Source organism: Geminicoccaceae bacterium, from assembly GCA_020638465.1.
Classification (GTDB): domain Bacteria; phylum Pseudomonadota; class Alphaproteobacteria; order Geminicoccales; family Geminicoccaceae; genus JAGREO01.
On the sequence record JACKIM010000002.1, the window covers coordinates 1,665,875 to 1,683,132 of the forward strand.

The following is a 17,258-nucleotide window of genomic DNA, read 5'->3' on the forward strand; positions in this document are numbered from 1 at the left end:
GGCCTATGGTCCGGACCGCCAGAACGGGTTTTACATGGATATCATCGGTCAATGAAGCTGTCATTTCCCGCAGCCGATTCTGAAGATGCAAGAGACGCCCAGGCGGCACTGATCCGCCGTTACGGGAACGCTCGACTGGAAGATGCCGACGTCATCGTGCCGCTGGGCGGCGACGGGTTCATGCTGGAGACCCTCCACGACCTGCCGGAGGGACCGTGCTCCATCTACGGGATGAATTTGGGGACGGTGGGCTTCCTGCTCAACGAGTACCGGCCAGGCGGGCTGCCCGAACGCATTGGACGGGCGAAGAGATTCGCGCTGCACCCCCTGCGCATGAGGGCGCGTACCGGACGCGGCGACATTTTCGAGGAATATGCCGTCAACGAGGTATCGATCTTCCGCGAGACCCGGCAGGCGGCCAAGCTCAGCATCGACATCGACGGCGTGTGCCGGATGTCCGAACTGGTCTGCGACGGCCTGCTGGTGGCGACCCCCGCCGGATCGACCGCCTACAACCTGTCGGCCAATGGACCGATCATACCCCTGGGCAGCCCCATTCTGGCCCTCACCCCGATCAGCGCGTTCCGGCCACGTCGCTGGCGCGGAGCGCTGATGCCCAACAGTGTGCGCTTCGTCATCCGCGTCAATGAAGCGCGCAAGCGACCCGTGAGCGCGGTGGCGGATTTCACCGAAGTCCGCGATGTGGTGGAGGTCGAAGTCTGGGAAGACGAGACGTTCTTCTTCGAGATCCTGTTCGATGCCGAACACAATCTCGAAGAGCGGATCCTCAAGGAGCAGTTCGTCCCCGGCTGAAGAACGACAATCGCCGGCCCGGTCCGGTCCTCACGCGGGATAGCTCAGCAGGCAGCGCGCGGGAGTGCCGAGTTTGGCCACTCCGCCAAGACCGTCGAGTTCGATCATGAAGGCGGCACCGACCACATCCGCACCGACCTTGCGCAGGAGCTGGACCGCAGCCTGCGCCGTACCGCCGGTAGCGATCAGGTCGTCGATGAGCACCACGCGCGCACCACGGGGTACAAGCCCGTCGGAAACCTGCAGGGTATCACTGCCATATTCGAGGTCGTAGGAATGGCTCACCACCGTGCCGGGCAGCTTGCCGACCTTGCGGATCATGACCATACCGGTACCAAGGCGAATGGAGACGGGTGCCGCAAGGAGAAAACCGCGACTTTCGATGCCCGCGATCAGGTCGGGCTTGAGGTCCGCGATCATGTCGGCCATGCGTCGGGCAGCCTCGCTCCATGCCTGCGCATGTTGCAGAAGCGTCGAGATATCGTAGAAAAGGATCCCGGGTTTGGGAAAGTCAGGAATGCGTCGAATGTGGCTGTCGAGATCCATGATCAGCTTGCGTCTCCTGCTGGTATGTCTGCTGGCCCCTTGCCTTTCGGGCATCGTTGCCGGCGGCGACGTACTCCCGGGCGCGATGGCCCAGGAGACCTTTTCCCAATCCGAGCTTTGGATCGAAACGTCAAGCGGCAGGCATCGCTTCACCGTCGAGATTGCCGATACTCCGGGGCGTCGCGCGCAGGGGCTCATGTTTCGCGAGGACATGCCGGTCGATCATGGCATGCTGTTCGAATTCGAACGGCTGCAGCCAGTCGCCATGTGGATGCGCAATACCCTGATCCCGCTGGACATGCTGTTCATCAACCCTGACGGCACCATCCACCATATCATTGCGGCGGCCGAGCCCCGGACCGACACCACCCGCTCCTCCGAGGGCAAGGTGCTGGGCGTGCTGGAACTCAACGCCCATGTGACGCAGTTGCTGGGCATAAGGACCGGCGACAGGGTCATCCATCCCTTTTTCGGCACGAAGTAGGCATCATCCGACCAGACGTCACCCGCGCATGGTCAGGACGACCTTGCCCTGCGACCGGCGCGAGCGAAGCTGTTCAAGCGCCTCGACGACCCGTTCCATCGGGAATGTGGCCGAGACAAGCGGCTTGAGGGTCCCTTCGCCATGCCAGGCGAGCAGTGTGCCGAGACTCCTGCGCAACCGGACCGGATCCTTGCGCCGGTAGCTACCCCAATAAAGTCCCAGGGCCGCCAAATTCTTCACAAGCAGGATATTGGCCGGAATCTTCGGCACCTCACCGGATGCGAAACCGATACACAACAGGCGCCCTTCCCAGGCCATGGCGCGCAGCGAGGCATCGAACATGGCACCGCCAACGGGATCGTAGACGACGTCAAATCCGGCACCGTCGTGAGCGGCCTTCAGCAAACCGACGAGATCATCGCTGCCGCTGTCGATCACCTCATCGGCGCCATGGCTTCTGGCGACAGCGAGCTTGTCATCTCCCCTTGCGGTGGCCGTGACATGCGCTCCCATGCGCTTGCCGATCTCGACGGCAGTGAGCCCGACACCGCCCGCCGCCCCGTGGACCAGCAGGCGTTCGCCCGGCTGCAGATGCGCCCGCCACTCCAGCGCTCCGTGTGATGTCCCGTAGGCGATGGCAAAGCCGGCGGCTGTGACATCATCGATGGTGTCGGGCAACGGCACCACGTCATTGGCGCGGGCAATCACCTTTTCGGCGAATGCACCACTGTCGACGGGAGCCAGCACCCGCTGTCCCACGCTCAGTTCGTTTACCCCGGCACCAACGGCACCGACTCGCCCCGCCAGTTCGAGACCCGGCACGAACGGCGGCTCGCGCCGCTCCTGATAGCGACCGGAGATCATGAGAAGATCGGCGAAGTTGAGCCCCGCCGCGGCGACGTCGATGAGGATTTCCCCCTCGCCCGGACGCGGCGTGTCGACATCTTCGATCGCGAGCCCGCCGATATCGCCCAGCTGCCTGCAGACTACCGCTTTCATAACCGCAATTCCCCGTCTCGACGCCCCGACCATGTCCAATGACCAGGCCGCAGGTTGGCAGCAACGAACGCCTCTGGAAAGTGCGGCGGCGAGACGCTAAACCCGTCGGCATGACAGACCCGATACAACGCGGCTTCTTCGCCATAGGCGCGGAAGGTATCAGCAAACCCATGAACATGGGCAATCTCGTCCGGTCGGCCCATGCCTTCGGCGCCAGTTTCGTGTTCCTTATCCATGCCCATTATTCCGTCAAGGCAAGCAAGTCGGATACCTCGCATTCGCACCATCAGCTGCCGGTCTACGACTATCCGGATGTCGCGTCGATGCAGCTGCCGCGCGCATGTTCGGTCGTCGGTGTCGAACTGCTTGACGATGCGGTTGACCTGCCGAGCTTTCGCCATCCCCGCCAGGCGGCCTATGTCTTTGGCCCCGAACGCGGATCGCTGTCGCAGGACATGCTCGGGCGCTGCGATCATGTGATCCGCATTCCCACCCGGTTTTGCATCAACCTCGCGGTTGCCGGTGCCATCGTGATGTACGATCGTGTACGGAGCCTCGGTTGCTACCCTGATCGTCCCGTCGCACCGGGTGGACCGTTGGAGCTTTTGGCGGTAGGGGGAAAAGCGCCCCGGCCGGCGGCCGGAACGCGGCGGACACTTTTGCCCGGATGACACGCGTTGACATGAAGCCATAAGATTGTGCAACTTTCGGGAGAACGGATGGTGACGTATCGTCGTCTCCAAGCTACACGGAATGCCTTGAAGTTGAGCCTCGGCGTGGTCCGTTCGCTGTCCCCATCGAGGTCCGCCGTATGACACACTGCTTTGTTCGAAGGGAGATCATGCGTATCACGCCGATGATCCTTGCAGCGGTCCTTGCGCTGTTGCCATCGCTGGCCTCTGCCCAAAGTGGCACTCCTCAGTTTGTCGAGACGTTCCGCGACTGGAACCTTTACTCCTACGACAACGGTCAGGGTCAGGTCTGCTACATCGCCAGCGAGCCGACCAAGGAAGAGGGCAATTACACCCGCCGCGGTCCGGCGGCGGTGCTGGTCGCCAAGCTGCCCATGGATGCACCCAACGAGCAGGTCAGTGTTCAACCGGGATATTCCTATCTGGAAGGCAGCAATGTCGAGGTGACGATCTCCGACCAGACCTTCGTGATGTTCACCCGTGGCGAGCATGCCTGGGCGGTCACCTCGGATGACGACCAGAAGCTGATCTCGGCCATGAAGTCGGGCTCGGAAATGAGTGTGCGCGGTACATCGGTGAAGGATACCTACTCCATCGATACCTATTCGCTGCTTGGCTTTACCGCCGCATATCAGGCCCTGCAGAATGCCTGCAAGCGCTGATATTCACGACGCTACGAAGAACCCTTCGGCGATACCGGCGGTCGATGCGGGAGCGCCGGTCCGTCTCCCCAGCCTTCTCGGACGGCCCGTCGAGGAACTGGCGGGAATCATCGGCGCCATCGATGGTGACGGGAAGCGGGCAGGAATGCGGGCACGGCAGCTGTTCCACTGGATCTATTTCCGTGGTGCTGCCGAGTTCGATGCCATGTCGACCCTGCCCAAAGCGACCCGGGAGGCCCTTGCCGCATCGTGGTCGGTGGCTCGCCCGGAGATCGTCGCGGCACAGCATTCACGGGACGGTACCCGGAAATGGTTGTTGCGCTTCGACGACGGCCAGGAGGTCGAATGCGTTTTCATCCCCGAAGAAGACCGCGGGGCGCTGTGTGTTTCGACCCAGGTCGGGTGCACGCTCACCTGCAAGTTCTGCCATACCGGTACGATGCCGCTGGTACGCAATCTCGGTCCCGCCGAGATTCTGGCACAGATGATGGTCTGCCGTGATTCATTGGGCGAGTGGCCAACGGGCGGAGACAAGCGTCTTTTCACGAATATCGTCGTCATGGGAATGGGCGAGCCCCTGTTCAATTATGACAACACGGCGCAGGCCCTGCGGCTGGCCATGGACGAGGAAGGGCTGAACCTTTCGAGACGGCGGATCACCCTGTCGACTTCCGGCGTGGTACCGCGAATCGAGCAATGCGGCGAAGAACTCGGCGTCGGACTCGCCATCTCCCTGCATGCGGTGCGCGACGATTTGCGAGACGAACTCGTCCCCGTCAATCGCAAGTGGAATATTGCCAAGCTGCTGGATGCCTGCCGCCGCTATCCCGCCCGACGGCCCATCACCTTCGAATATGTCATGCTCAAGGGAGTGAACGACAGTGACTCCGATGCCCGCGAGCTTGTCCGCCTGCTGAAGGACATTCCGGCAAAGGTCAACCTCATCCCGTTCAATCCCTGGCCGGGAAGCATCTACGAGTGTTCCTCGAATAACCGAATACGTGCATTTGCGAATATTGTTGAGACCGCAGGTTATGCTTCACCCGTGCGAACGCCGCGCGGACGTGATATCCTGGCTGCGTGCGGTCAGCTCAAGACAGCCAGCGAACGCGCCCGCCGACGCGCTGCCTGACCTGAACCGTTCTCCCCTGGACGTCTTTCAAAAACTGGCGCCTTTTGCATCAGGAGACCACGTTTGAGACGGTTTCTCGTCGGCACGTTGGCCGTCATCGGATTTCTCGCCGTTCTCGCCATTGCGGGACTTGTCGGTGCCGGCTACTGGTATTCCACGCGAACGCAGGAAACCCGCGACATCCCCGACAAGGTGATGCTGACCGTCGATCTTCGGTCATCCTATTCCGAGACAAGCGATTTTTCTCCCTTTGACTATTTTTCCGATAATGCTCCCCTGAGTATCAGCGAGCTTGTCCTGGCCCTCGGGAAAGCCGCGACTGACGATCATGTCGCCGGATTGTTCGTGCGCATTGCCGAGACCGAACACGGCTTTGCCAAGGCCCAGGAGATGCTGGAGGCATTGCGGCACTTTGGCGCCGGCGGCAAACCGACCGTGGGGTGGGCGGACACGATCGGCGAGATCGGCAGCGGCAATGAGGGCTACATGATCGCTTCGGCTCTGGAGCGGCTCTATGTTCAGCCGGGGGGAATGATCGGCCTCACCGGCATCGCCATCGAGATGCCTTTCGCACGCGAGTTCTTCGACAAGATTGGCGTCGAACCCGCCGTATTCCGGCGGGGGGGCTACAAGACCATGATGGACAACGCCACCCATACGGGATTCAGCCCGGAACATCGCGAGATGATGGAGGCCCTGCTGGACTCGCTCTATGACCAGCTTGTGGCGTCCATTGCCGAAAACCGTTTGCTTGCACCCGCAGTTGTACGAACACTGGTCGACAAGGGGCCGCTTTCCGTCGAACAGGCGGCCGAGGCCGGGCTGATCGACGGCATCGAATATCGGCAGACCGCCCTTGACGACTTCACCGAAGAACTTGGCGATCCGGAGATCATGGACATCGCTGAATATTTCCACATCGGTCAAGGTAACGATGATGGGAATAAGCCGGGGAAAGACAGTGTTGGAGTTGCCCTGATCCGGAGCGCGGGAAATGTGGTACGTGGTGATCAGGACCTTTCGGAGAACATTGCCGGAGATACACTGGCCGAGACCATCCGCGAAGCTGTCGAAGATCGCCACATCGAGGCCATCATCCTGCGTCTCGATACCGGCGGCGGTTCCGCCATTGCGTCGGAAACCATTGCCCACGAAATCCGGACGGCCGTCGATGAAGGCAAACCGGTCATCATTTCGATGGGCAATCTGGCAGCCTCGGGAGGCTACTGGATTGCCATGGGCGCGAGCCGCATCGTTGCCCAGCCGGGGACATTGACAGGCTCGATCGGCGTCATTGCGGGCAAACCGGTCATCGCCGGGCTGTCGGCGAAGCTGGGTATCAATTGGGAAACGATCCAGCGTGGCGAAAATGCCGACATGTGGTCGATCGCCAGGAATTTCGATGTTCACGGCAAGGCCGCCATGAACGCGGCACTCGATGACATCTACGGACGGTTCGTCAAGGGGGTCGCCGAAGGGCGCAAGCTTGATGTCGACGCCGTCGAGAGGATAGCGCAGGGACGTGTATGGACCGGAGCGGATGCTCTCGACATCGGCCTTGTCGACCGTCTTGGCGGTATTCCCGAAGCCATCGACGAAGCCCGCAGCCTGCTGGCCCTCGACGACGGCCGCGACGTGCGGATCATTCCATGGCCGCGTCCGAAAAGCTCGATCGAACGACTGGAGGAAATACTGGACAGGCAGTTCGGCCAGTTTGCCGAAGCAGCGCTGATATGGAATCGCCTGTCATCCGCCACCGGCCTGGCGAGGATACCCTACTTTCAGATCCATTGAGGAAATTCCGGCACTTGCCGAACGTCCCCTTTCGCCAACCGTCAACGATGCGGACATGCGAGGATCAGCCCACGACAGTCTTGCTGGAGTCCATGGCATACCCCTCGGATCGCACCGTGCGGATGAGATCCTCTTCGCCACCTTCGTTGAGCGAGCGCCGCAGACGACGGATCGTGGCGTCGACGGTACGGAGTTCGATCTCCATCTCATCACCCCAAACACGATCGAGCAGATGCGAACGGCCGAAGACCCTTCCGACATTCTCCATGAAGTAGCGCAGCAAGCGGAACTCGGTAGGTGACAGATGCACCTCGCGCTCACCGCGAAACGCCCGGTGTGCCACCAGGTCGAGACGAATGTCGTGAAACGTGAGAATCTCTTCGAGCAAGGATGGTCGCGATCGGCGCAGCACCGCCCTGACCCGCGCCACGACCTCCGCCGGCGAGAAGGGTTTGGTGATGTAGTCGTCCGCACCGGTTTCCAATCCCCGCACACGGTCGATTTCCTCGCCACGTGCAGTGATCATGATGATGGGCACCTGCGCCGTAGCAGCCCGCCGTCGCAGCCTGCGACACACTTCCAGACCTGACAGTTGGGGCAGCATCCAGTCGAGCAGGACCATGTCGGGCACCCGCTCCTCGCTGAGCAGCAACGCCTCCTCGCCATCGTAGGCCTGGATCGTGTCAAAACCGGCCGCCTTGAGGTTGTAGGCCAGCATCTTTTGCAACGGCACCTCGTCCTCGACAATCAGGACCTGCGGATTCATGACTCATCCGCCCTGGTCCAGTTGATCTGCGTTCCATGAACCATGTAATGGATCTTTTCCGCGATGTTGGTGGCGTGGTCACCGATACGTTCGAGATTCTTGGCAATGAACATCAGGTCGATGCAGGTGCTGGTGTGACGCGGATCCTCAAGAATGAAGGTAATCAACTCGCGGAACAGGCTATCGTAGAACTCGTCGACCTGACTGTCCCTGCGCCAGACCGACATCGCCTTTTCGGTGTTGCGCTCGACAAACGCGTCGAGCACATCCTTGACCATGCCCTGGACCATCTCGGACATGCTCGGGATGATGACCAGAGGTTTCAGCGGCGGCTGCGACGAAAGCCGGATCGCCCTCTTGGCGATGCTCTTGGCATAATCGCCTATCCGTTCGAGATCGTTCGACAATTTGAGCGACATCGCGACGATGCGCAGGTCTATGGCCATCGGCTGCCGGGTCGCCAGCAGCCGGATCGCCAACTGGTCGATGCCCTCTTCCAGCTCGTCCACTTCCTTGTCGCGCTCGCGCACGCGGGCCGCCAGTTCGTCATCGCGGTCGATGAGCGCCTTCGCGGTATGAGCGACCTGCTGTTCGACCAGACCGCCCATGCGCACGATCATGCTGTTGAGCTGATTGAGATCCTGGTCGAACGACCGCACGACATGTCGGCGCGACGCATCATCGCCACTCTCGCCGGCATTCCCTTGTTCCTTGCCTCTGGTTTCGGAACCAGCCATCAACCGAACCTCCCCGTTATGTAATCCTGGGTCATCTGCTCGCGAGGAGTCGTGAAGATTTCGTCGGTCGAGCTGTGCTCGATCAGCTTGCCCAGATGGAAGAAGGCCGTCGTCTGCGAAACGCGCGCGGCCTGCTGCATGTTATGGGTGACGATGGCAATCGTGAAACTCTCGCGCAGCTCGTCGATCAGTTCCTCGATGTGGGCCGTGGCAATTGGGTCAAGGGCCGAACAGGGTTCGTCCATCAAGATCACCTCGGGACTGACCGCAATCGCCCGGGCAATGCACAAGCGCTGCTGCTGACCGCCGGAAAGGCCGTTGCCCGGAGAGCCGAGACGATCGGATACCTCCTTCCACAACCCTGCTCCCTTGAGCGCGGTCTCGACGATCTGGTCGAGATCGGCCTTGTTCGCGGCCAGCCCGTGAATGCGGGGACCATAGGCGACGTTGTCATAGATCGATTTTGGAAACGGATTGGGTTTCTGGAACACCATGCCGACGCGGGAGCGCAACTGCACGACATCGATCTCGCGCGCATAGATGTCCTGATCGTCGAGGCGAATATCACCTTCGACGCGACATATGTCGATCGTGTCATTCATGCGGTTGAGACATCTGAGGAATGTGGACTTGCCGCAACCTGACGGGCCGATCAGCGCCGTGACCTCGTGATCCGGGATGTCCAGCGACACGTCGAACAGGGCCTGTTTATCGCCATACCAGAGATTGACCCCACGGGTCGACATTTTCGGCTTCGCCTGACTTTCGACCAATGCCGACCTCTCCTCGAACTTGAGTGCGCGCGCTACCATTTTCTTTCGAACTTTCGTCGCAGAATGACCGCCAGGGCATTCATGATCACGAGGAAGGCGAGCAGCACCATGATCGCTGCCGCCGTCCGCTCGGTGAACGCCCGCTCGGGGCTATCGGCCCAAAGATAGATCTGGACGGGCAAAGCCGTGGCCGGATCGAGGGGAGTTGCCGGAATGTCGACGATGAACGCCACCATGCCGATCATCAACAGCGGTGCGGTCTCGCCAAGGGCCTGAGCCATGCCAATGATCGCCCCCGTGAGAATACCGGGCAAGGCCAGTGGCAATACGTGATGGGCCACGGTCTGCACCTTCGATGCTCCCATGCCCAGCGCCGCCTCGCGGATCGAGGGCGGCACGGAGCGGAGCGAGGCGCGGGTCGCGACGACAATGGTCGGCAAGGTCATGAGTGTCAGCGTGAGACCACCGACAAGCGGAGCCGATCTCGGAAGATGGAATACCTGCAGGAAGACGGCAAGACCGAGCAGACCGAAAACAATCGACGGAACGGCGGCAAGATTGTTGATATTGACCTCGATGAAATCGGTCATGCGGCTCTTGGGGGCGAATTCTTCCAGATAGGTCGCAGCCGCGATGCCTATCGGAGCGGCCAGCAGCAATGTCACGATCATCATGTAGAATGATCCGACAACAGCTCCCCATATGCCGGCCTGCTCGGGTTCGCGACTATCGCCGTGCGTGAATAGAACCGTGTTGAAGCGTGTCTCGATCCGCCCCTGTTCTGCAAGTGCATCGACCCAGATGAGCTCCCGGTCCTTCACCCGCCGGTTGGACTCTTTCAGATTGCGGTCGATCTCGCCCTTCATCAATTGATCGATGTCATCCGATGCCAGCATCTCGACGGGAACCGTCTGCCCGATCAGCGATGGATCAGCCTTGACCTGTTCGCGCAGATCCAGCGCCGCAGCCGAACTCACCAGTCCGCGCAACGCTTTCCTGTCGCGTCGACCTTCGACATCGGGAAACATCCGGTAGAGGGCGCCGTTGATCAGTTCCTGGAAGTTCGCCTTGCCGATCACGGCCGGATCGCCAGTCCCCTCCGGATCGATCCTGTCCCTGGCAAAATCGATATCGAGGGTCACATAGGTCTGCCAGAATGCCTTGTATCCCTGCGTCCCGACCGACAGGAGCAGGACCGCCAGCAGGCCAAGCGCGAGGCCGATGGCACCCAGCCCCATGAGCCTGAACCGCCGCTCCCGGGCATAGCGCCGGCGCACCAGTTCGTTGCCCTCGGCAAAAGTCGGTCGCGGCCCCGAGACAAGCCTCTCAAGCGGCCGCAGGTCGGTCTCGCGCAATGCTTCAGTCATATTGTTCCCGGTAGGTATGCATCACACGAAGGGCGATGATATTGAGCAACAAGGTTGAAAGGAACAGCACCAGCCCCAGCGCGAAGGCCGCCAGCGTCTTGGCGCTGTCGAATTCCTGATCGCCCACGAGCAATGTCACCATCTGGACCGTGACCGTCGTGACCGCCTGCAGGGGATTGCCCGTCAGGTTGGCCGCAAGGCCGGCAGCCATCACCACGATCATGGTTTCGCCGATGGCCCGGCTGATGGCGAGCAGGAAGCCGGCAATGATCCCCGGCAACGCCGCTGGCATGATGACCTGGACAATGGTTTCCGCACGCGTGGCACCCAGCCCGAGCGAAGCGTCACGCAGGGCGCGGGGAACCGCCGATATCGCATCGTCAGCCAGCGAGGAGACGAACGGAATGATCATGATGCCCATGACAAGCCCTGCTGCCAGAGCGCTTTCCGAAGACACGCTGAGCCCCAGGGATTCCCCCAGACCGCGGATGAACGGTGCTACCGTGAGGGCGGCGAAGAAGCCGTAGACCACCGTTGGCACACCGGCGAGGATTTCCAGCGCCGGCTTGGCAAATCCGCGAAATGTCGGCGAAGCATATTCGGAAAGGTACATTGCCGACAGCATGCCGATCGGACCTGCCACGGCCATGGCGATGGCCGTGATCAGCAGCGTTCCCGCAAACAGCGGCACGGCACCGAAACTTCCCGACGAGCCGACCTGATCGGCACGCAGGGCCGTCTGCGGACTCCAGCTCAGGCCGAACAGGAAATCGGTGACGGGAACCTTGTCAAAGAAGCGCACCGACTCGAACAGGACGGAAAAGACGATCCCGGCCGTCGTAAGGATGGAAATCCCCGCCGCGGCCAGCAGTGCGCCGCGGACCCAGCGTTCAACGTGGTTGCGGGCGCGAAAATCCGCAGCGACATGCCTCAGGGCGAGATGAATGCCGAAAATCGCCAGCAGCAAAACGATGATCGTGCGCAGCCATGTCGAGACCGAAAGAAGCCAGCCATAATAGCTGGCGGCGTCCTGCATGACCGGCGTGAGTTCGCCATGCGCCTTTCCGCCCAGGGCAACGCGGGCAACGTCCTGGATAAAGAAGTTCAGCATTTCCGGCGGCTGGTCGAGAATGGCGGGCGGCAAACGGCTTTCCACGATCCGGCGCAGCACGACCTGATCGCCGATCAGCCAGAAGGTCGTCAGGGCGACCGCGGGTCCGGCTCCGAGCAGGAAGACGTGCCAGCCATAGTGCCCCGGGCGGGAGTGAAGCGATACGGGATTGCCATCGGCCACGGTAATGGCGCGTCGCCGCCCCAGCACATAACCGGCAAGGGCAAGGACGAGGACGATCGCGATCAAACTCATGGCACTACCGCTTCCGTGGCAACGGAACCGCGCACCGCAAACATCCCGGTGCGCGGTTCCAGCGTTCAACCGATCAGAGGCTGAGCGGCTGCAGGTTGTTGGCCTCCGAACGGACCTTCTCACGCTCCTCTTCGGGAAGCGGGATCAATCCCTTGTCCGCGAGATAGCCATCCTCACCCGACGCGGCATCGCTGGTGAACTCGGCGATATACTCGCGAATTCCGGGAACCACGTCGACATGCGCATTCTTGACGTAGAAGTAGAGTGAACGCGATACTGGATATTCACCATCGGCAATGTTCTCGAAGGTGGGCTCGATGCCGTCGACCCGGCTGCCCTGGATGTTGTCGGTATTCTGGTCGAGGAAACTAAAACCGAAAATGCCCAGGGCGACCGGGTTTTCCTCAAGCTTGTTGACGATGAGGTTGTCGTTCTCACCGGCCTCGATGAAAGCACCATCCTCGCGCATGCTGCCGCAGGCGGCCTTCCTGGCGTCATCGTCGAGCGCCTCGATCTCGGGAAAGGTCTCGCAGGCGTGGTCCATCACCAGCTCGACAAAGGCGTCGCGCGTGCCGGAGGTGGGCGGCGGACCCAGAACCTCGATCTTCTCGTCGGGAAGCGAATCGTCGATCTCGTGCCAGTTGCTGTAGGGGTTATCCACCAGCTTGCCGTCGACCGGAACCTGCTTGGCCAGCGCCAGGAAGATCTGTTCGCGAGTGACATCGAACAAGGGGCCGTTCTTGCTGTTGGCCAGCACGATGCCGTCAAAGCCGACCTTGACCTCGGTGACATCCTTCACGCCGTTCTTGGCGCAGGTCTCGACCTCGGAAGCCTTGATCCGTCGCGAGGAGTTGGTGATGTCGGGCGTGCCTTCGCCAACCCCCTCGCAGAACAGCTTGAGCCCTCCGCCGGACCCGGTGCTCTCGACCACGGGCGTGGGAAAGCTGGTCTTGTTGCCGAAATGCTCGGCAACGGCGGTGGAGAACGGGAACACGGTCGAGGATCCGACGATGCGGATCTGGTCGCGGGCCTGAGCCTCGCCGGTCGCGAGGATGGCGCTCAAGGCAACCGCGGAAAGAAGGATCTTGCGCATGACTGGGACCTCCAAAGGTCGAGACGTCCTGTTTCGGAGCCCCCTGCTGGTCCGAGGGCGAGGTCCTGATACGCATGGAATATGACAATATAATGACATGTACTCCGGTGCGCCCGGCACGCGGTGGCAGATCAGGTGCGCGCCTGAAGCCTCTCCCTGCCGGGCGGCGGGTCATCGGCAACGGGAATATCGCGGTCGGGCAGATAGATGGAAAAGCAGCTTCCCTCGCCGATGACGCTGGCAATGGCCAGGTGCCCCTGATGCCGGCGCACGATATGCTTGACGATGGCGAGCCCGAGGCCCGTGCCGCCGACACTGCGCGAACGTGCCTTGTCGACACGGTAGAAGCGTTCGGTGAGCCGGGCCAGATGCTCGCTGGCGATCCCCGGCCCCTCATCGATGACCGAGATCTCCAGCGCCCGCGAGCCCGCGAGCGGGCCCGCCTGCGCGGGTGCCCGGGTATGGGCACGCGCATGGATACGAACCGCCTTCTGTTGCCCACCGTATTTGATCGCATTCTCGATGAGATTGACAAGAGCCTGATACAGCTGGTCATGGTCGGCAAGGATCACCGGCAGGTCCCTTCCCCCCTCCCGGACGAGCTGCACCCGGGCGGCATCGGCAACCGGTCGGAGGCGCGCAATCACCTCGCCAATCAGCTCATCCACATCGCATGGCTCGTCGGGAGGCTGGCTCGACGCCACCTCTATGCGCGACAATGACAGCAGGTCGTCGACCAGGCGACGCATGCGCGCGGCCTCGCCGGCCATGATCTCGAGAAAGTTGATGCGGGCGTCGGTATCGTTGCGCGCCGGTCCCTGCAGGGTTTCGATGAAACCCGAAATGGATGCGAGCGGCGTACGCAACTCATGGCTGACATTGGCGATGAAATCGGAGCGCATCCGCTCGATCATCACCTGTTCGCCCTCCTCGCGCAACAGCAGCAATACGCCCTGGCCACCGTCGGGAAGCGCCACGGATGCCAGCCGGGCACCGAAACGGCGTTCGGGCGATGCCGCCGGCGTGAAGGCCAGTTGGCTGGTCTGCCGCATGTCCCGGGCGGCAGTCAGCGCCTGCAGGAGGCCGGGATCCCGGAAAAGACGGCTGATCGGTGTGGAATGACCGAGCTGGCTGAAGGATCGCCGCGCCGCATCATTGGCATCCATGATGGTATCGTCGCTGCCGATCAAAAGGACCGGATCGGCGATGATCCCCAGAAGCTCGCGAAAGTTCTGCTGCTCCCGACCGGCCTGCCGTTCGGCCCGCAGGCGCGCCCGCTGGATGCCCAGTGCCGCGGGCGCGATCCGTGTCGCCACCGCCTCGCCCAGTTCGCCGGACATGCCCCGCTCATCGCCGGTGCTCAGACTTTCCAGCCAGCGGCGCCCGCCTTCTAATTCGCGCATGTTCACCAGCGTCGCCACGGCGACGGCAATTCCCGAGCTTCCTGCGATCGCGAGACAGACAAGCATGTCCAGCCGGCCGATCAATTCCAGGATGAACAGCGGAATGGCCGCGGTGAGACAGGCAATCAGGACACTCCGCCAGAACTGCTGTGATTTCACAACCTGCACAGGACCCCGCCAAGGATATTCCGCAGTGGTGCACTAAACCCGGAACACGCGTCATGACCAAGCCCGCTCCACGAAAACCATGGCAGCTTTCCGACACGATCTCCCGTGCGGGATATCAGTCTGCCGGGAACAGGAATTCACGGCCAACCTTCACCCGCCGTATATCGCCATAGGCGATGACATCGGCTGTCGCGTAGGTTTCCGTCCATCGTTCCGGCAGATAACTACCGGTGCCGATAATATCGACCGGTGCACGAACACTGGCCATGAGCTTGCATTTGGAAGGATTGAATCCCGAACTGGCGATGATCTTGACCTTGTCGAAACCGGCGGAGTCAAGACGCTGGCGCATGTGGAACAGTGCCGCGGCGGTTACACCGGTACCGGTCAGCCAGCGCAATTCCTCCTCGGTGCGATAGGTGCGGATCGCATCGGGGGCGTCCCGGTCGAGGACGGCATAGGACTGGGCTGTGTCGAGCTCCTCCATGAAGCGTCCGCCATGGGTATCGAGGCGAACGCCCAGCCGTCCCTGCGCCGCCAGCTCCGGAAACCGCTGACAGACCGCGAGCGCGTCGGTCACCTCGTGACCGAAATAGTCGACAAGGACATAAAGACTGTCATCGGGGAATGTCTCGTGAAACATCTCGGCTGCGCGCAGCGTGCTACCGGCATAGCCGATGAGCGCATGCGGCATGGTCCCAAGCCCCTTCTTCTGGCCGAAGAAATGGGCGGTGGCATCGTTGGCGTTGCCGATGAAGCCCTTCGCATTGCGCTCCCGCCGCGCCCGTGCCGAACCGATGCTGGCGGCATAGGCCATCATCTCGGCCATCTCGGCACCGGCGCAATGGCGCGCATCCATGCCGAGGAAGCCCACATACGGCAGATCGGTGCACATGGTATAGGCATTGAAGGCCGCGACACAGGGCGGGCCCAGCTTCTGCAGGAAAATCGTCTCAAGGTCGCTCAGTTCGCGGAACGAGCCATGAATGTACATCAGCGGTTCGCCGGCACCGACCCACCCGCCTTCATTGTGCAGCATGTGGATGTCGAACGTCACACCGCGCTCTTCGGCAATGCTCGTGAGCCAGCCCACCGCGATGCGGGGCGTGAACAACACCGGACGGCGCATGAATACGGCATAGGTGACCCGCACGTCGCCGAAGCGCTCGACGACGGCACGGGTCTTGACGAAATACTTGTCGGTATAGCTGGCGACGTCGTTGCTGGCCGGCCCGTTCATACAGCGCTCTCCCATTGTCGCCAGTGAGCTAAGAGCCGGGCGGGACGGATGTCAATCGGTGCTGCCGCATCAAAAACATGAACGGACATGGAAATACGCCCCGCCGATCCGTTTCGGGCTCACGCGGGACGCGGCAGGTCAGGCGATGTTCGGGAAGGCAAGGCCAACCGCTCGCGGCAAGGTCGCAGCATGGCCCCGTCCGGGTACGGGCTCAGCCGTCTGCCGATGCACGCATGCGCATCCGCTGCAGGGCCGCACGGGCCTCAGGCAGGTGGATGACATTGCTGGCGACCTCCTCGCGGGGCTGCGGACCGGCCCTCCAGCTCGAAAGGTCAAGCCCCAGATCGCGTTCCAGACGGGCAATGTCGGCATCCAGAGCGGCGGCAAGACGGGTGCGGATGCCGGCATCCACCGGTTCCTTCGGCGGGAGTGGCCATGGCTTGTAGCTGATTTCCAGATGTCCCATGGAGCCGCCTGCCTGAGGCGCGATCAGATCCGACAGGCGCCTCTTGAGACTGACCGATCCCTTCCGTCTTTCGGACACGTGGCAACCCATGACCGAAGGCCGGAAACGCTCGTCGACGTCGAGGAAGCGCAACAATTGCGGCAGGTGGGCCGCTTCGTCCTCGAAGAAGCGCTCATAGACGACCACGCAGATCTGGTCGGCGTCGAAGGAATCGAAATAGGGTAGCAGCTGACGGTGATAGAGGCCGAACTGCAGCCAGTCCGGCCGCTCGGCCAGGTGCTCGGCGAAGGCGATATTGCGGCCGGTGCGCTGCACCTCGTGTCGATGAAGCGAGTGGATGAGATCGATCGGATCGCGGATGAATACCAGTACCTTGCTCTTCGGGAAATGACGGGCCAGCCGACCGGCGGCGAAAGGATCGGTGATGCAACCGGGTATCACGTCACCGATCACCGTGTAGGGCATCGCCCCCTCGAAAAGCCGGCGATAGCGATCCAGGCCCGATGGGCTGTCGAGAGCGCTTATATAAGGGTCGCAATCGAGGCTCGGCGGCAGGGTGCGCTGATCGCGCAGGCGGATCTCCGGATGCTCGTTGAGCACCGTGCGCAACCAGGTCGATCCGGCGCGGGGCGTGCCGACATAGATGAAGTCCAGAAAGGCGTCACTCGCCAGCATCGTGCTTGTCCGGTCTCGTTGGCGTCTTTTCCACAAGGCCGTCGAACGATACGCGTCTTGTCCTTAACGTTCGGTTAAGGCA

Annotated in this window: 17 protein-coding genes; 6 read left to right on the forward strand and 11 right to left on the reverse strand. The window is 61.8% G+C overall.

The genetic code is table 11. The features are described from left to right. Positions 1-51 precede the first annotated feature (51 nt). Positions 52-813, forward strand: a complete 762-nt coding sequence (locus tag H6851_18105) for an NAD kinase (GenBank protein MCB9945519.1) — start codon at positions 52-54, stop codon at positions 811-813. Positions 814-843: 30 nt separating this feature from the next. Here the strand turns inward: H6851_18105 and H6851_18110 are convergent, their stop codons facing one another. After that, positions 844-1,359 carry an adenine phosphoribosyltransferase gene (locus H6851_18110; GenBank protein MCB9945520.1) on the reverse strand — a complete coding sequence of 172 codons (516 nt, stop codon included), beginning with the start codon at positions 1,357-1,359 and terminating at the stop codon, positions 844-846. On the opposite strand from H6851_18110, the gene H6851_18115 reads away from it, so the two are divergent. Beyond that, positions 1,358-1,843 carry a DUF192 domain-containing protein gene (locus H6851_18115; GenBank protein MCB9945521.1) on the forward strand — a complete coding sequence of 162 codons (486 nt, stop codon included), beginning with the start codon at positions 1,358-1,360 and terminating at the stop codon, positions 1,841-1,843. The genes H6851_18110 and H6851_18115 overlap by 2 nt on opposite strands. Before the next feature lie 18 nt (positions 1,844-1,861). On the opposite strand, the gene H6851_18120 is transcribed toward H6851_18115, so the two are convergent. Next, a complete protein-coding gene (locus tag H6851_18120) occupies positions 1,862-2,842 on the reverse strand; it encodes an NADPH:quinone oxidoreductase family protein (protein ID MCB9945522.1) in 981 nt (326 codons plus the stop codon). Between the two features lie 110 nt (positions 2,843-2,952). Between H6851_18120 and H6851_18125 the strand changes: the two genes are divergently transcribed. From H6851_18125 to sppA, 4 genes are all read left to right on the forward strand, one after another. Beyond that, positions 2,953-3,513 (forward strand): RNA methyltransferase, encoded by a 561-nt coding sequence (locus H6851_18125; GenBank protein ID MCB9945523.1) that lies wholly within the window; start codon positions 2,953-2,955, stop codon positions 3,511-3,513. Positions 3,514-3,683: 170 nt separating this feature from the next. Then, a complete protein-coding gene (locus H6851_18130) occupies positions 3,684-4,196 on the forward strand; it encodes a hypothetical protein (GenBank protein MCB9945524.1) in 513 nt (170 codons plus the stop codon). Then, positions 4,180-5,328 carry a 23S rRNA (adenine(2503)-C(2))-methyltransferase RlmN gene (gene rlmN / locus H6851_18135; protein ID MCB9945525.1) on the forward strand — a complete coding sequence of 383 codons (1,149 nt, stop codon included), beginning with the start codon at positions 4,180-4,182 and terminating at the stop codon, positions 5,326-5,328. Before H6851_18130 ends, rlmN begins: the two co-directional genes overlap by 17 nt. A gap of 63 nt (positions 5,329-5,391) precedes the next feature. After that, positions 5,392-7,122 carry a signal peptide peptidase SppA gene (gene sppA / locus H6851_18140; protein MCB9945526.1) on the forward strand — a complete coding sequence of 577 codons (1,731 nt, stop codon included), beginning with the start codon at positions 5,392-5,394 and terminating at the stop codon, positions 7,120-7,122. Between the two features lie 64 nt (positions 7,123-7,186). Here the strand turns inward: sppA and phoB are convergent, their stop codons facing one another. The 9 genes from phoB to H6851_18185 all read right to left on the reverse strand — a co-directional run bounded on the left by phoB (position 7,187) and on the right by H6851_18185 (position 17,176). After that, positions 7,187-7,888, reverse strand: coding sequence for a phosphate regulon transcriptional regulator PhoB (gene phoB, locus H6851_18145; protein MCB9945527.1), 702 nt, complete (start codon positions 7,886-7,888; stop codon positions 7,187-7,189). Beyond that, positions 7,885-8,625 (reverse strand): phosphate signaling complex protein PhoU, encoded by a 741-nt coding sequence (gene phoU / locus H6851_18150; GenBank protein MCB9945528.1) that lies wholly within the window; start codon positions 8,623-8,625, stop codon positions 7,885-7,887. The genes phoB and phoU overlap by 4 nt, the downstream gene beginning before the upstream one ends. Next, entirely contained in the window at positions 8,625-9,437 is an 813-nt protein-coding gene (locus H6851_18155; protein ID MCB9945529.1) for a phosphate ABC transporter ATP-binding protein, read from the reverse strand. The genes phoU and H6851_18155 overlap by 1 nt, the downstream gene beginning before the upstream one ends. Then, positions 9,431-10,765 carry a phosphate ABC transporter permease PstA gene (gene pstA / locus H6851_18160; protein ID MCB9945530.1) on the reverse strand — a complete coding sequence of 445 codons (1,335 nt, stop codon included), beginning with the start codon at positions 10,763-10,765 and terminating at the stop codon, positions 9,431-9,433. The genes H6851_18155 and pstA overlap by 7 nt, the downstream gene beginning before the upstream one ends. Continuing rightward, on the reverse strand, positions 10,758-12,131 hold the full coding sequence (gene pstC, locus H6851_18165; GenBank protein ID MCB9945531.1) for a phosphate ABC transporter permease subunit PstC: 1,374 nt from the start codon (positions 12,129-12,131) through the stop codon (positions 10,758-10,760). The genes pstA and pstC overlap by 8 nt, the downstream gene beginning before the upstream one ends. Positions 12,132-12,204: 73 nt before the next feature. Next, positions 12,205-13,224, reverse strand: coding sequence for a substrate-binding domain-containing protein (locus H6851_18170; GenBank protein ID MCB9945532.1), 1,020 nt, complete (start codon positions 13,222-13,224; stop codon positions 12,205-12,207). 131 nt (positions 13,225-13,355) lie between these two features. Next, positions 13,356-14,786, reverse strand: coding sequence for a two-component sensor histidine kinase (locus tag H6851_18175; GenBank protein MCB9945533.1), 1,431 nt, complete (start codon positions 14,784-14,786; stop codon positions 13,356-13,358). 124 nt (positions 14,787-14,910) lie between these two features. Then, positions 14,911-16,035 (reverse strand): nicotinate phosphoribosyltransferase, encoded by a 1,125-nt coding sequence (locus H6851_18180; protein MCB9945534.1) that lies wholly within the window; start codon positions 16,033-16,035, stop codon positions 14,911-14,913. Between the two features lie 211 nt (positions 16,036-16,246). Then, a complete protein-coding gene (locus H6851_18185; protein MCB9945535.1) occupies positions 16,247-17,176 on the reverse strand; it encodes a sulfotransferase in 930 nt (309 codons plus the stop codon). Positions 17,177-17,258 lie beyond the last annotated feature (82 nt).

What these genes read in the sequence shown, in the direction of transcription:
- H6851_18105 (MCB9945519.1), top strand. Translation starts at nt 52, where the DNA reads ATGAAGCTGTCATTTCCCGCAGCCGATTCTGAAGATGCAAGAGACGCC.
- H6851_18115 (MCB9945521.1), top strand. Translation starts at nt 1,358, where the DNA reads ATGATCAGCTTGCGTCTCCTGCTGGTATGTCTGCTGGCCCCTTGCCTT.
- H6851_18110 (MCB9945520.1), bottom strand. Translation starts at nt 1,359, where the DNA reads ATGGATCTCGACAGCCACATTCGACGCATTCCTGACTTTCCCAAACCC.
- H6851_18120 (MCB9945522.1), bottom strand. Translation starts at nt 2,842, where the DNA reads ATGAAAGCGGTAGTCTGCAGGCAGCTGGGCGATATCGGCGGGCTCGCG.
- H6851_18125 (MCB9945523.1), top strand. Translation starts at nt 2,953, where the DNA reads ATGACAGACCCGATACAACGCGGCTTCTTCGCCATAGGCGCGGAAGGT.
- H6851_18130 (MCB9945524.1), top strand. Translation starts at nt 3,684, where the DNA reads ATGCGTATCACGCCGATGATCCTTGCAGCGGTCCTTGCGCTGTTGCCA.
- rlmN (MCB9945525.1), top strand. Translation starts at nt 4,180, where the DNA reads ATGCCTGCAAGCGCTGATATTCACGACGCTACGAAGAACCCTTCGGCG.
- phoB (MCB9945527.1), bottom strand. Translation starts at nt 7,888, where the DNA reads ATGAATCCGCAGGTCCTGATTGTCGAGGACGAGGTGCCGTTGCAAAAG.
- phoU (MCB9945528.1), bottom strand. Translation starts at nt 8,625, where the DNA reads ATGGCTGGTTCCGAAACCAGAGGCAAGGAACAAGGGAATGCCGGCGAG.
- H6851_18155 (MCB9945529.1), bottom strand. Translation starts at nt 9,437, where the DNA reads ATGGTAGCGCGCGCACTCAAGTTCGAGGAGAGGTCGGCATTGGTCGAA.
- pstA (MCB9945530.1), bottom strand. Translation starts at nt 10,765, where the DNA reads ATGACTGAAGCATTGCGCGAGACCGACCTGCGGCCGCTTGAGAGGCTT.
- pstC (MCB9945531.1), bottom strand. Translation starts at nt 12,131, where the DNA reads ATGAGTTTGATCGCGATCGTCCTCGTCCTTGCCCTTGCCGGTTATGTG.
- H6851_18170 (MCB9945532.1), bottom strand. Translation starts at nt 13,224, where the DNA reads ATGCGCAAGATCCTTCTTTCCGCGGTTGCCTTGAGCGCCATCCTCGCG.
- H6851_18180 (MCB9945534.1), bottom strand. Translation starts at nt 16,035, where the DNA reads ATGAACGGGCCGGCCAGCAACGACGTCGCCAGCTATACCGACAAGTAT.
- H6851_18185 (MCB9945535.1), bottom strand. Translation starts at nt 17,176, where the DNA reads ATGCTGGCGAGTGACGCCTTTCTGGACTTCATCTATGTCGGCACGCCC.